The organism is Nonomuraea sp. NPDC050153, assembly GCF_044460125.1.
Taxonomy (GTDB): domain Bacteria; phylum Actinomycetota; class Actinomycetes; order Streptosporangiales; family Streptosporangiaceae; genus Nonomuraea.
In genome coordinates, this window is the sequence record NZ_JBITJQ010000012.1 from 20,217 (window position 1) to 32,622 (window position 12,406).

Genomic DNA, 12,406 nt, shown 5'->3' on the forward strand with positions numbered 1-12,406 from the left:
TCAGCCGGCGCGCTTCTTGAGGTCGTAGAAGAAGACCACGTTGGGATAGGCGGGATTGTCCACGTATCCCTCCACGTCGGACGTCAGCGCGCGCTGGTAGGTCTGCACGTACGGGACGGCCACCGCCGCCTGGTCCTGGATGATCTTCTTCTGCAGGTTCTGGTACGCCTGGTCGGCCTTGAGCTGGTCAGTGGCCGTGAGCTGCGGCAGCGAGTCGATCTCCGCGTCGATGGCGGAGTCCTTCAGGTACGACAGGTTGAACTGCGGCTTGTCCGCGCTCTTGAACACGTTGACGAACCAGGAGTAGGCGTCCGGATAGTCCGGGTACCAGTACATGACGAAGACGTCCTGGCCCTGCTTCTTGCCCAGGTCCCACTGCGCGCTCCAGGTCATCGGCTTGGCCTGCAGCGTCACGTTCATGCCCTTCAGCGCCGAGCTGAGCAGCGTGACCAGCAGCTTCTGGTCGTCGTCGCCCTGCGCGTAGGTCAGGGTGACCTTGAGCTCGGGGTTGTCCGGGCCGTAGCCGGCCTCGGCGAGCAGCGCCTGCGCCTTGGCGAGGTCCTGCTTGGGCTCCATGCCGCTGACGTGGCCGAGCAGCCCCTGCGGCACCAGCCCGCTGGCCTTCTGGCCGGCGCCCTTCAGCGCCGCCGCCAGGCCGTCGTAGTCGATCGCGTACTGGAGCGCCTGCCGGATCTTGACGTCCTTCGTCGGCCCGGCGGCGGTGTTGAACAGCACCAGCAGGTTCTGGAACGACGGCGAGGAGGAGGTCTGCACGTTCGGGGTCATCCCGGCCTGCTGGAAGAGCTGCGGGTTCAGCCGCTGGACGAAGTTGACCTCGCCCTTCTGCAGGAGCTGCCAGGCCGTGGTGATCTCGGGGGTGACCCGGTAGGCGACCTTCTTGTACTGCTCCGGCTTCCAGCCGCCCCAGTAGCCGTCGAACCCCTTCAGCGTGAGCTCGGTCTCCTTGCCCTTCTGCCAGGAGTCGATCGTGTACGGGCCGGTGCCGGCGTCCGACTTGCCGTCCTTGTCCACGGCGTTCACGTCGTAGATGTAGGCGGCGTAGCCGGAGGAGGCCACGAGGTCGAGCGGGGTGGCGTACTTGAGCGTGAACTTCAGCGTGGACGCGTCCACCGCCTCGATCTTCTGCACCGCGTCCCAGATGTAGGCGGCGCCGCCCTTCTTCTCGATCGTCCGCTCGATGGCCTTCTTGGCGGCCTCGGCGTCGAGCGTGCCGCCGGAGTGGAACTTGACGCCCTGCCGCAGCTTGAACGTCCACTCCTTGCCGCCGTCCGCCGAGGTCCACTCGGTGGCCAGGCGCGGCACGGCCTTCTTCGCCTGGGAGTCGTACCTGGTCAGGCCCTCGTAGATGTTCTGCATGGCAACGATCTCGTTGGAGTACGAGGTCGCGGGGTCCCAGTCGGTGACCACGTCGAGGTTGGGCACGTACACGAACGTGCTGTCGTTGGCCTGCGCGGCCTGGGAGGCCGCCGGCTGACTGCCGCTGCTCGCCGCCAGCTTGGGGGTCCCGCCGGCCCCGCGCACCTGGCCGCCCGCGCACGCGGATGCGGTCAAGGCCAGGACACCGGTGACCCCGGCGACGAGCAGACGCTGATGCCAGCGCATGGAGGGGGATCCTTTCGATCTGTCACCGGGCGAGTGGTCCGGCGGCTTTGACGTGTACCCGCACGGCGGGCTCGGAGAGGTAGCTCAGCGGCACCTCGAGGAGGTCCACGATCTCTACGCCGGAGGGATCCGCCCCCGCCGCGACGGCTCGCGCCGCCGCCTCCTCTTTAGCCCTTTCGATCGCTTTTGACCGGCTATCTCCCGCAGGCAAGATCGTATCTACTCTGCCACTCGCGAGCGCGATGGCGGCGCCCACGGCGTTGGCCACTTCGGCGTGCTCGGGGCGGACGACCCGGCTCGCGCCGGGGATGGCGTCGGGCAGCAGGAAGGCCCCGCCACCCACCGCGACCAGGGGTCTGTCGGTCCTGCCGAGCGCCATCCTGTCCACGGCGTCGATGATCATCCCGTCCGCGACGGCCACTGCTCTTTCCAGGGTGTCTGCCATTCTTTCCGACATGTCACCCGAGTCGTGCGCCTGTACGGCGGCCTCGATGCGCTCGCGCCACCTGGCCGCCTCGCGCGGGCTCCGCCCCGCCGCCACCGCCGCGTCGGTCATGGTCACCGTGGAGCCGCCGAACACGAGCGCCTCCTTGACGATCCGGTAGCCGACCGAGTCGGGGCCGACGCCCGGGTTGCGGACGACCGTGCCGCCGCCGAGCGCGATGGCCAGGATGTCGGGCATGCGGAAGTTGGTCAGCACCCCGCCGATCTCGACCGCCGCCGCCGACTCCCTCGGGAAGCCGCCGACCAGCACGCCGAGATCGGTGGACGTGCCGCCGACGTCCACCACGATCGCGTCCGCCACCCCCGACAGGTACGCGGCGCCGCGCAGGGAGTTCGCCGGGCCCGAGCCGATCGTCGAGACCGGCAGCCGGGCGGCGTGCTCCAGCGTCATGAGCGTGCCGTCGTTCTGCGCCAGGTACGGCTTCGCGCCCAGGCCCCGTTCGGCCAGCGCGGTGACCAGGGCCTCGGTCACGTGGGCCGCGACGCCGTACAGGGCGGCGTTGAGCACGGTGGCGTTCTCGCGCTCCAGCAGCCCGAGCGAGCCGATCTCGTGGCTCACCGAGACCGGCAGGCCGTACTCGGCCTTGATCAGCTCCTCGACGGCGCGCTCGTGCTCGCCGCTGGCCGGGCTGAACACGCTGGTGACCGCCACGACGTCGGCCTCCACGCCGTCCAGGAAGCGGCGGACGGCGTCGAGCCCCGGCGGGCCGATCTCGCGGCCGTCCACGTAGTGGCCGCCGGGGACGATGGCCTCCCCCGCCGAGACGGCGGCGCGCAGGTCGCCGGGCCAGCCGGAGAGGGGTGGGACGGAGGTGGTGGCGGGCGCGCCGAGCCGCAGCACGGCGACGCGGCCGAGGTTGCGCCGTTCGAGGATGGCGTTGGTCGCGTGCGTGGTGCCGAGCATGACCCGGCCGATCCGGTCCCGCCCTTCCCCGAGCGACCCCTCGCCGGGTTCGGCGAGTTCGCCGAGCACCGCGTCCAGGGCGGCCCGCAGCCCTTCCGTCACGTCCGGCGTGGTCGGCCGCTTGGCCTTGGCCATCACGCGGCCGTCGGCGTCGAGCACCACCGCGTCCGTGTTCGTGCCGCCGACGTCGATCCCCACCCGCAGGTCAGCCATGCGCCGTCAGCTCCTCGACGGGAACGTAGTCCAGGTCGTAACCGAACGCCCGCGGCCCGGCCGTCTCCAGGCCCTTGGGGGTGCGCCAGAGCGGGTCGCACGGCCAGGCGAGCACCGTGACGCGCTGGCCGTACCTGAGCCCCTCGGTCTGGACGGCGGCGGCGGTCTCGGTGTCCACGACGGTGATGAGGTCGGGCACCATGGCCCGCACCCGGCCGTCCTCCAGGGCGACCAGGTTCTCGTTCTGCAGCTCCAGGGTGAGGCGGCGGCCCCGGTCGTCGCCGGTGCCCTCGATCGTGGCCGTCCCCCTGACGAACCCGCCCGTGGTGCGCCGCTCCACGTCCGTCAGCTTGCCGGTGATCAGCCGGGCGGCGCCCAGGCTCCCCTGGAGCGCGCCGAGCGGGTCCGCCGCGCCCTCCGTGGCCCTGCCGACCTCGATGGCGCGGGTTACGGTGCCCTCGATGACCGCTCCCTTGGCCCGTACGGTGGTGAGCACGTAGTCGGCCATCAGCGCGCTCGATCCCGCGGCCACGCAGACGGCCCTGGCGAGCCGTTCCGACCAGAGGCCGTCAACGGGGCGGATGGTCACCACGTTCCCGACGATGTCAGACATGATCACCAGGTCGGCCGGGAGCCCCGCCACGTACATCGACACCATCTGGACCTCGGGGAAGGCCCGCCCCATGCCGTCGGCGTCGAGCAGCGGCAGGCCGAGCTGGGCGGCCCAGGCGACGGGCGCGACCCCGTTGGAGCCGCCGATCTCGGAGGACATGATCGCGCTCGGGGGGCGGCCGAAGAGGCGTTCGATCTCCTCGGCGATGCGCTTGGGCTCGTCCGCGCTGTGGATCATCTCGTGACTCACGGTCGGGGCCCCGATCCCGGACAGCGGCACGATCAACGCGTCGTCGTCCAGCTCGTCCAGCCCGATCAGCGGAACCTCGCCGTGCTCGCGGACGGCCCCGATCGCGGCCAGCGATCCGGTGCGCACATCACCCCCGCCGCCGGTGCCCAGGACGGCACACCCGCGGGCGAGGGCCGGAATATCGCTCTCGTCAATATTCATATGGCGACACAACCAAGCACACTTCATCTCATTTAGCCAGTCCAGAACATGTGCTGGCGCCTCTGCCCGCGCCCTTGATAAACCTGGGATCGGAACGGGAGGGCTCATGCGGATTTCGGTGGCCGCCGACAGCAAGGACGGGGTGGCCGAGCGGGTCGTGTCGGAGCTGCGCAGGCGGGGGCACGAGGTGCTCACCCACGGCGCGCTCAGCGACGAGGAGCGCGACGACTGGGCGTGGGCCTCCGAGATGGCCGCCCGCGACGTGCGTGAGGGGCGGGCCGACCAGGCGGTGGTCTGCTGCTGGACCGGCACGGGCGCGTCGATCGCGGCGAACAAGGTGCCCGGCATCCGCGCGGCGCTCTGCGTGGACGCCTACACCGCCGGCGGGGCCAGGAAGTGGAACGACGCCAACGTGCTGGCGCTCAGCCTGCGGCTCACGTCCGACGTGGTGCTCGACGAGATCCTGGACGCCTGGCTGGCGGGGCGGCCGAGCACCGACTCCGCCGACGTGGCGAACGTCTCCCATCTCGACGAGATCTGACTAACCTGTGTGGCATGGACTTACACTGTACGCACTGCGGTGAGGAGGGGCTCGAGGCCGGGTTCATCAGAGACTCGGGCGAGAACTCTTCGGGCTTCGCCAAATGGGTCGAGGGCGCGCTGGAGCGCGGGATCTTCGGCGGCGCCAAGCTGATGGGCCGGCCCAAGTGGGAGATCGACGCCTATCGCTGCCGATACTGCTATCACCTGGAGCTTTTCGCGAACCGCCGCGCGTGAGCATGGCCGGTCGTCCGTCGCGATCCGCCGCCCATGCGCATGACCGGCCGCGGCCGGAAAGCGAAGCGGTTTCGGCGAGTCGCCGCACATGAGCGTGACCAGTCCCGGCCGAGAGGCGGAAATCGTCGGCACCGCCGTTTAGGGTGCTTGCCATGACCGACGTGCTGCTCCGCGGCGGGCTCCCCTGGGGGCTCGGCGCCCTCGCCGACATCCTCGTCCGCGACGGCCGGATCCACCTCGTCGCTCAAGGCGTCGAGGCGCCGGGCGCCCGGATCGTCGACATCGCCGGGCAGCTCGTGCTGCCCGGTCTCGTCGAGGCGCACTGTCACCTCGACAAGACCCTCTACGGCGGCCCGTGGGTGCCCCACTCCGCCGACGACACGCTGGCCGGCCGCATCGGAAACGACCTCGGCCGCCGTGCCGAGCTGGGCGTGCCGAGCGTCGAGCGGATCGGCGCGCTGCTGGCGCGCATGAGCGCGGCGGGCACGGCGCACGTCCGCACCCACACCGACATCGACCCCCTGGTGGGGCTGCGGGGCGTGGAGGCCGTGCTCGAAGCGGCCGCCTCCTCCCCCGTCGAGGTTCGGCAGGTGGCCTTCCCCCAGCACGGCGTGCTGATCAACCCCGGCACGGCCGAGTTGCTCGAAGAGGCGCTGAAGAGCGGCGTGGAGGCGGTCGGCGGCCTCGACCCGGCGGGCATCGACCGCGATCCCGTACGCCACCTCGACCTGGTCTTCGGCCTGGCCGAGCGCTACGGCGCCCACCTCGACCTCCACCTGCACGACGGCGGGTCGCTGGGCGGGTGGGAGCTCGAGCTCATCACCGAGCGCACCAGGACGCTGGGGCTGGGCGGCCGGGTGACGGTCAGCCACGCGTACGCGCTGGGCCAGCTCGACGAGGCCCACCAGGACCGCCTGGCCCAGGGTTTCGCCGAGGCGGGCGTGGCCATCGCGACCGCGGCCGTCTACAGCTTCCCCGTGCCGCCGATCAAGAAGCTGCGGGCCGCGGGCGTCACCGTCGCCTGCGGCCACGACGGCATCCGCGACCTGTGGGGCCCCTACGGCAGCGGCGACATGCTGGAGCGGGCGATGCACGTCGCCTACCGCAGCACGTTCCGGAGGGACGAGGACATCGAGCTGGCGCTGGAGGCCGCCACCTACGGCGGCGCCCGCGCGCTCGGGCTGGAGTCGTACGGCCTGTCCCCGGGCGACCGGGCCGACCTGGTCGTGGTGCCGTGCGGGGGCGCGGCGGAGGCCGTGGTCGTTCACCCTGCGCGCACTCTGGTCATGAAAGACGGCGTCGTCCTGCACAATTGACCGGCGGGACCATCGAAAGGCAGGCAAGTGCTCTCTATTCACCAGCGGATCGCGGCAGAGCTGGGCGTACGCGACGGCCAGGTGCAGGCGGCCGTCGAGCTGCTCGACGGCGGCGCCACCGTGCCGTTCATCGCGCGATACCGTAAAGAGGTCACCGGCACCCTCGACGACGCGCAGCTGCGCACGCTCGAAGAGCGCCTGCGCTACCTGCGCGAGCTGGAGGAGCGCAGGGCGGCGATCCTTGAGTCGATCGAGTCGCAGGGCAAGCTCGACGACGAGCTGCGCGAGCAGATCATGGCGGCCGAGACCAAGGCCAGGCTCGAGGACATCTATCTGCCCTACAAGCCCAAGCGGCGCACCAAGGCGCAGATCGCCCGCGAGCTGGGCCTGGAGCCGCTGGCCGACCAGCTGCTCACCGACCCCACGCTCGACCCCGCCGCGACGGCCGAGGGCTTCGTCACCGAGGGCGTGGCCGACTCGGGCGCGGCGCTGGAGGGGGCCAGGGCGATCCTGATCGAGCGGTTCGCCGAGGACGCCGACCTGATCGGCGGCCTGCGCGAGCAGCTCTGGAGCCGCGGGCGGCTGGTGTCGAAGGTTCGCGAGGGCAAGGAGGAGGCGGGGGCCAAGTTCTCCGACTACTTCGAGTTCGGCGAGCCGTTCACGAAGCTGCCCTCGCACCGGATCCTGGCGATGTTCAGGGGCGAGAAGGAGGAGGTGCTGTCGGTCACGCTGGAGCCGGACGACAGCCCCGACTACGAGCTGCGCATCGCGTCCCGGTTCGGCGTCTCCGACCAGGGGCGGCCGGCCGACAAGTGGCTGGGCGAGACCGTCCGCTGGGCCTGGCGCACCCGCATCCTCGTGCACCTCGGCATCGACCTGCGGATGCGGCTGTGGCAGGCGGCCGAGGACGAGGCGGTGCGGGTCTTCGCGACCAACCTGCGCGACCTGCTGCTCGCCGCCCCCGCCGGGAGCCGGGCGACGATGGGCCTCGACCCCGGCCTGCGTACGGGCGTCAAGGTCGCCGTGGTCGACGCCACGGGCAAGGTCGTCGAGACCGCGACCATCTATCCCCACGAGCCCAAGCGGCAGTGGGACCAGTCGCTGGCCGTCCTGGGCGCGCTCGCGCAGCGCCACGGGGTCGAGCTGATCGCCATCGGCAACGGCACCGCCTCCCGCGAGACCGACAAGCTGGCCGGTGAGCTGGTCAAGCACATGCCGTCGATCACCAAGATCGTCGTCTCGGAGGCCGGGGCCTCGGTCTACTCCGCCTCGCCCTACGCCTCGCAGGAGCTGCCCGAGCTCGACGTGTCCCTGCGCGGCGCGGTGTCGATCGCCCGCCGGCTCCAGGACCCGCTGGCCGAGCTGGTCAAGATCGACCCCAAGTCGATCGGCGTCGGCCAGTACCAGCACGACCTGGCCGAGTCCAAGCTCTCCCGCTCGCTCGACGCGGTGGTCGAAGACTGCGTCAACGCCGTCGGGGTCGACGTCAACACCGCCTCGGCGCCCCTGCTCACGCGCGTGTCCGGCATCGGCTCCACGCTGGCCGAGAGCATCGTCCGCCACCGCGACTCCAACGGCCCCTTCAGGACGCGCACCGCCCTCAAGAACGTGCCCCGGCTCGGCCCCAAGGCGTTCGAGCAGTGCGCGGGCTTCCTGCGCATCCGCGAGGGCGACGACCCGCTCGACGTGTCGAGCGTGCACCCGGAGGCCTATCCGGTGGTCCGCCGCATCCTCACCTCGGCCAAGACGGACCTCAAGTCGCTGATCGGCAACACCGCGGCCCTGCGCTCGATGAAGCCCGAGACCTTCATCGACGAGACGTTCGGCCTGCCGACGGTCACCGACATCCTGCGCGAGCTGGAGAAGCCCGGCCGCGACCCGCGTCCCGCCTTCAAGACCGCCGTCTTCAAGGAGGGCGTCGAGAAGCTCTCCGACCTGGCCTCGGGCATGATCCTGGAGGGCGTGGTGACCAACGTCGCCGCGTTCGGCGCCTTCGTCGACATCGGCGTCCACCAGGACGGCCTGGTCCACGTCTCGGCCATGTCGCGCACCTTCGTGAAGGACCCGCGTGACGTGGTCAAGTCCGGCGACATCGTCCGCGTCAAGGTCCTCGACGTCGACATCCCGCGCAAGCGCATCTCCCTGACCCTGCGCCTGGAGGACGAGACCCCCGCCCAGACGCCCGGCGACGGCTCCCGCCGAGGCGGAGGCCGCGGAGACAGCGGGCGCGGAGACAGCGGACGGGGCGAAGGCGGGCGCGGCGACGGTGCCCGCGGCGAGGGGAAGGGCAACGGCGGCCAGCGCGACCGCTCCCAAGGCCGTGGCGACGACCAGCGCGGCCGCGGGGACGGCGGGCGACGCGGCGGGGGCGACCAGCGCGGTCGCGGCGACGGCCAGCGCGACGGCCAGCGCGGTGGCCAGCGCCGCCAGGACCGCCCGGCCCCCACCGGCGCCATGGCCGAAGCCCTCCGCAAGGCGGGCCTCACCGGCAACAACTGACCCACCACGGCAACGGCTCGCCGCAGCGCAAACCACCGCATGCGAGCGGCGAGCCTCCCGCCGCCGCATGCGGGAGCGGCGATCACGCGTGGGCGGCAGACGCATGGCACTCGGGTCCTTCGCGCATTTGCTGCGGCCGGGGCTGACCGTCGATCAGGCCACCGACATCTTCTGGGTGACGTTCAAGGAGCAGACCGCGGACGCGTTCCTGCTGGACCGGGGATGGACACTCGCCGACTACGCCGACTGGTTCGTCGACGCCGTGGACCGCCTCCTGCTCCGCTGATCCCGCGGAATGGCGGACGTCCTCCCGCACCGGCCGGGGCGATACGGTCGAAGGGTGAGCACGTTTACCACGGCCCTCGCCCAGGCCCACGACCTTCTCCGATGGCAGTCGCCGCTACGGACCGAGTTGTGGGCGGCGCGGCTCACGGCCGATCTGGAACCGGACGAGATGGCGCCCTTCCTGCGGCGAGCGGCCAAGGACGGCAGCGCGGAAGCCCGTCTCACCCTCGCGGCCATCTCAGCGGTCAACGTGACCGCCGACATGTACCGCCCCGCGGATGAGGGCACGAGCCTGCCCCCCGGCCACGAGGCGGTCCAGCCGGTCGCCGAAGACGCGGGGGCGGGGGCGTATGCGCTCACCGGGAAGAACGTGGCGGAGACGCTACCTGGGTGGGTGCGGCGGATGGGGCACGTCACGTGTGAAGGCGGCTGGTACGGCAAGGCGGACCCGTACGGCGAGCAGGTGCTCGCGGCCCTGTCCTTTCGCTACGAGAACGGCAAGGAGCCGCACCTCCTCGTCGTCGGCATCGACCAGGCGAGCGGCGGTCTGGCCGTTGACGCGGTGGTCGAGGAGGTCAAGTTCCTCGACGATCTGGGTCTTCGGGCCGAGGAGCCGGGGGCGGTGGCGGGGCGGGTGCTGGACGCGTTCGAGCTGGGTGACCGGATCATGGGGGCGGTGGTCGCCGACACGCTGGCCGCCGTGCGGCCGGTCGCGATCTCCAGGGCCCGAGCGGTGCCCGATCTCGTACGTCCGGCGCCCGATGACACCATGAGCCGGTTCGACGAGTTGCCGGATCAGCCGGGGGCGCGGGAGGCGTTCGAGAAGCTTGCGGAGTTCGTGGGAGATCGTCCTCTGTGGTGGAGCCCGGGGCGGGTCACCCAGTTCCTGACGTCGTGGTTGCCGAGGGAGGCCATCCTGTCGGAGGCGGGGATCGCGGCGATGCCGGACGTGGTGCGGGCCTGGAGCCGGTTCTCCGGAGCGCATCCTGCGGTGCTCGCCCAGGTCGAGGCGGACGCGCCCCGGCTGCCCGCGCTCATGGCCGATGACTCCCTGGCCGGCCTGGGCAAACGCATCGCCCAGGCCCAGCGCGACCGCTGAGCCCACACCGTTCCCGGCCGTGCGGCCCGGCGATCACGCCCGTGGTGCAGTGCGCGGGCTGGTGGCCGTGGCCGCTCTCCTGGCGGCGACGGGGCGGTTGTTCCGGGTCAGCTGCGCGGACGCGCTGGACAGCAGCATGTCGAGGGCCGTGGAGTAGGCGCTGTCGTTCATCTCGGCCACCAGCAGCGGCGCCGTCGCGGCGATGTTCGGGTGCGTACGGGCGGGCAGCCGCGCGTACGTGGCCTGCCACACCTCCTCATCCGCCTCCCGGGCCGCCTTGGGCAGGGCCAGCGTGGCGGCGTCGAGGACGGCGAAGGCCAGGCTCTGGTCGATGAACGCGTGATAGATCCGCACCGCGTCCCCGTCCGCGAACCCGGCGCCGCGCAGGATGCCGAGGATGGTCTCGTCGCCGGCCACCTCGTTCGGCCGCCCGGTGACCCGGATGGCGGTCAGCACCGCGGCCTGCGGGTGCGCCAGGTACGCGTGGTGGATGCGCAGCCCCAGGTCGCGCAGGTCGGCGCGCCAGTCGCCCACCGGCCGCCAGTCGGCCATCGCGGTGCCGAACAGCTCGTCCGCGATAGCCAGCACCAGATCGTCCATGCCGCGGAAATAGCGGTAGACCGCGCTGGCGTCCGCGCCCAGGGCCAGGCCCAGGCGGCGGGCGGACAGCCCCTCCGCCCCGTGCTCGCGGAGCATGCGGAGCGCGGTCTCCACGATGAACTGATGGGTGAGTACCTGCCCCTGCTTGGTGGGGCGGCGCCGCCTGCGGGCCGTCTCCGGCACCACTCGCTTGGCCACGAGTACGCCCCCTTATGCCAACGCCATTGACGTTGATGAGCCTACTGAAGTTGGATTCTCGACACACCCCCCAAAAAACAGCACTAAAAGGGGCTTTATCGTCATGCGCATTCTTCTCATCGGAGCCGGCGGCGTGGGAACCGCCATCACTCGCATCGCCGCCCGCCGCCCGTTCCTCGACCACATGGTGGTCGCCGACTACGACCTCCCCCGCGCCAAGGCGGCCGTCGCCGCGCTTGGCGGGCAGGCGGACCGGTTCACCCCGGTCAAGATCGATGCGGCCGACAGGGCCGCGGTCACCGCGCTGCTGAAAGAGCACCGCTGCGACGTCCTCCTGAACGCGACCGACCCCCGATTCGTGCTGCCGCTGTTCGACGCGGCCCTCGCGGCCGACGTCGACTACCTCGACATGGCGATGTCGATGTCCAGGCCGCACCCCGACCGCCCGTACGAGGAGGTGGGGGTCAAGCTGGGCGACGACCAGTTCGCCCGCGCCGCCGAGTGGACCGCGAAGGGCAGGCTGGCGCTGGTCGGCATGGGCGTGGAGCCGGGCCTGGCCGACGTCTTCGCCCGGTACGCCGCCGACGAGCTGTTCGACGAGATCGAGGAGATCGGCATCAGGGACGGCGCCAACCTGACCGTCGAGGGCTACGAGTTCGCCCCGTCGTTCAACATCTGGACCACCATCGAGGAGTGCCTCAACCCGCCGGTCATCTACGAGAAGGACCGCGGCTGGTACACCACCGAGCCGTTCAGCGAGCCCGAGATCTTCGACTTCCCCGACGGGATCGGCCCCGTGGAGTGCGTCAACGTCGAGCACGAGGAGGTCATGCTGGTCCCCCGGTGGATCCCGGCGCAGCGGGTCACCTTCAAGTACGGGCTCGGCGAGGACTTCATCGGCAAGCTCAAGACCCTGCACGCGCTCGGCGTGGACCGCACCGAGCCGGTCGCGGTCAGGACCGACCACGGCACCGCCAGGGTGTCGCCGCGCGACGTGGTGGCCGCCGTGCTGCCCGACCCGGCGGGCCTCGGCGACCGCATGCAGGGCAAGACCTGCGCCGGGACCTGGGTGAAGGGCGTCAAGGACGGGCGGCCCCGCGAGGTGTACCTGTACCACGTGGTGGACAACCAGTGGTCGATGCGCGAGTACGACTCCCAGGCCGTGGTCTGGCAGACCGCCGTGAACCCGGTCGTCGCCCTGGAGCTGATGGCGAACGGGACCTGGAAGGGCACGGGCGTGCTGGGGCCCGAGGCGTTCGAGCCGGGCCCGTTTTTGGACCTCTTGGTGGAGTACGGGTCCCCCTGGCGCATGCGCGAACAGTGAG

11 protein-coding genes are annotated in these 12,406 nt (G+C 71.3%); 7 read left to right on the top strand and 4 right to left on the bottom strand.

Going from position 1 to position 12,406, the window contains the following annotated elements:
- Genes ACIBQ1_RS27900 through ACIBQ1_RS27910 form a run of 3 tightly spaced genes read right to left on the bottom strand, consistent with a single transcriptional unit; the run spans window position 1 to window position 4,307 of the window.
- Window positions 1-1,623, bottom strand: a complete 1,623-nt coding sequence (locus tag ACIBQ1_RS27900; protein ID WP_397282051.1) for an ABC transporter substrate-binding protein — start codon at window positions 1,621-1,623, stop codon at window positions 1-3.
- A 22-nt stretch (window positions 1,624-1,645) separates the two neighbouring features.
- On the bottom strand, window positions 1,646-3,244 hold the full coding sequence (locus tag ACIBQ1_RS27905; RefSeq protein WP_397282052.1) for a hydantoinase/oxoprolinase N-terminal domain-containing protein: 1,599 nt from the start codon (window positions 3,242-3,244) through the stop codon (window positions 1,646-1,648).
- Window positions 3,237-4,307: a DUF917 domain-containing protein gene (locus tag ACIBQ1_RS27910; protein WP_397282054.1), complete on the bottom strand. Its 1,071-nt coding sequence runs from the start codon at window positions 4,305-4,307 to the stop codon at window positions 3,237-3,239. The genes ACIBQ1_RS27905 and ACIBQ1_RS27910 overlap by 8 nt, the downstream gene beginning before the upstream one ends.
- Before the next feature lie 106 nt (window positions 4,308-4,413).
- On the opposite strand from ACIBQ1_RS27910, the gene ACIBQ1_RS27915 reads away from it, so the two are divergent.
- The 6 genes from ACIBQ1_RS27915 (at window position 4,414) to ACIBQ1_RS27940 (ending at window position 10,283) form a co-directional block, all read left to right on the top strand.
- Window positions 4,414-4,848, top strand: coding sequence for an RpiB/LacA/LacB family sugar-phosphate isomerase (locus ACIBQ1_RS27915; RefSeq protein WP_397282056.1), 435 nt, complete (start codon window positions 4,414-4,416; stop codon window positions 4,846-4,848).
- Window positions 4,849-4,862: 14 nt separating this feature from the next.
- Complete coding sequence (locus tag ACIBQ1_RS27920; protein WP_397282058.1) at window positions 4,863-5,084, top strand: hypothetical protein; 222 nt, start codon at window positions 4,863-4,865, stop codon at window positions 5,082-5,084.
- Window positions 5,085-5,236: 152 nt separating this feature from the next.
- The gene (locus ACIBQ1_RS27925; RefSeq protein WP_397282060.1) at window positions 5,237-6,400 is read left to right on the top strand and encodes an amidohydrolase; all 1,164 of its coding nucleotides are present in this window, start codon (window positions 5,237-5,239) and stop codon (window positions 6,398-6,400) included.
- Window positions 6,401-6,427: 27 nt separating this feature from the next.
- A complete protein-coding gene (locus ACIBQ1_RS27930) occupies window positions 6,428-8,899 on the top strand; it encodes a Tex family protein (protein WP_397282062.1) in 2,472 nt (823 codons plus the stop codon).
- Window positions 8,900-9,002: 103 nt separating this feature from the next.
- Entirely contained in the window at window positions 9,003-9,185 is a 183-nt protein-coding gene (locus tag ACIBQ1_RS27935; RefSeq protein WP_397282063.1) for a hypothetical protein, read from the top strand.
- A gap of 54 nt (window positions 9,186-9,239) precedes the next feature.
- Window positions 9,240-10,283 carry a hypothetical protein gene (locus tag ACIBQ1_RS27940; protein WP_397282064.1) on the top strand — a complete coding sequence of 348 codons (1,044 nt, stop codon included), beginning with the start codon at window positions 9,240-9,242 and terminating at the stop codon, window positions 10,281-10,283.
- A 33-nt stretch (window positions 10,284-10,316) separates the two neighbouring features.
- On the opposite strand, the gene ACIBQ1_RS27945 is transcribed toward ACIBQ1_RS27940, so the two are convergent.
- Entirely contained in the window at window positions 10,317-11,081 is a 765-nt protein-coding gene (locus tag ACIBQ1_RS27945; protein ID WP_397282066.1) for a TetR/AcrR family transcriptional regulator, read from the bottom strand.
- Between the two features lie 103 nt (window positions 11,082-11,184).
- On the opposite strand from ACIBQ1_RS27945, the gene ACIBQ1_RS27950 reads away from it, so the two are divergent.
- Window positions 11,185-12,405 (top strand): saccharopine dehydrogenase family protein, encoded by a 1,221-nt coding sequence (locus ACIBQ1_RS27950; RefSeq protein WP_397282068.1) that lies wholly within the window; start codon window positions 11,185-11,187, stop codon window positions 12,403-12,405.
- Window position 12,406 lies beyond the last annotated feature (1 nt).

Excerpts from the sequence above, each read along its gene's own strand:
- ACIBQ1_RS27935 (WP_397282063.1), top strand. The coding sequence starts at position 9,003 with ATGGCACTCGGGTCCTTCGCGCATTTGCTGCGGCCGGGGCTGACCGTC.
- ACIBQ1_RS27915 (WP_397282056.1), top strand. The coding sequence starts at position 4,414 with ATGCGGATTTCGGTGGCCGCCGACAGCAAGGACGGGGTGGCCGAGCGG.
- ACIBQ1_RS27905 (WP_397282052.1), bottom strand. The coding sequence starts at position 3,244 with ATGGCTGACCTGCGGGTGGGGATCGACGTCGGCGGCACGAACACGGAC.
- ACIBQ1_RS27925 (WP_397282060.1), top strand. The coding sequence starts at position 5,237 with ATGACCGACGTGCTGCTCCGCGGCGGGCTCCCCTGGGGGCTCGGCGCC.
- ACIBQ1_RS27900 (WP_397282051.1), bottom strand. The coding sequence starts at position 1,623 with ATGCGCTGGCATCAGCGTCTGCTCGTCGCCGGGGTCACCGGTGTCCTG.
- ACIBQ1_RS27920 (WP_397282058.1), top strand. The coding sequence starts at position 4,863 with ATGGACTTACACTGTACGCACTGCGGTGAGGAGGGGCTCGAGGCCGGG.
- ACIBQ1_RS27910 (WP_397282054.1), bottom strand. The coding sequence starts at position 4,307 with ATGAATATTGACGAGAGCGATATTCCGGCCCTCGCCCGCGGGTGTGCC.
- ACIBQ1_RS27950 (WP_397282068.1), top strand. The coding sequence starts at position 11,185 with ATGCGCATTCTTCTCATCGGAGCCGGCGGCGTGGGAACCGCCATCACT.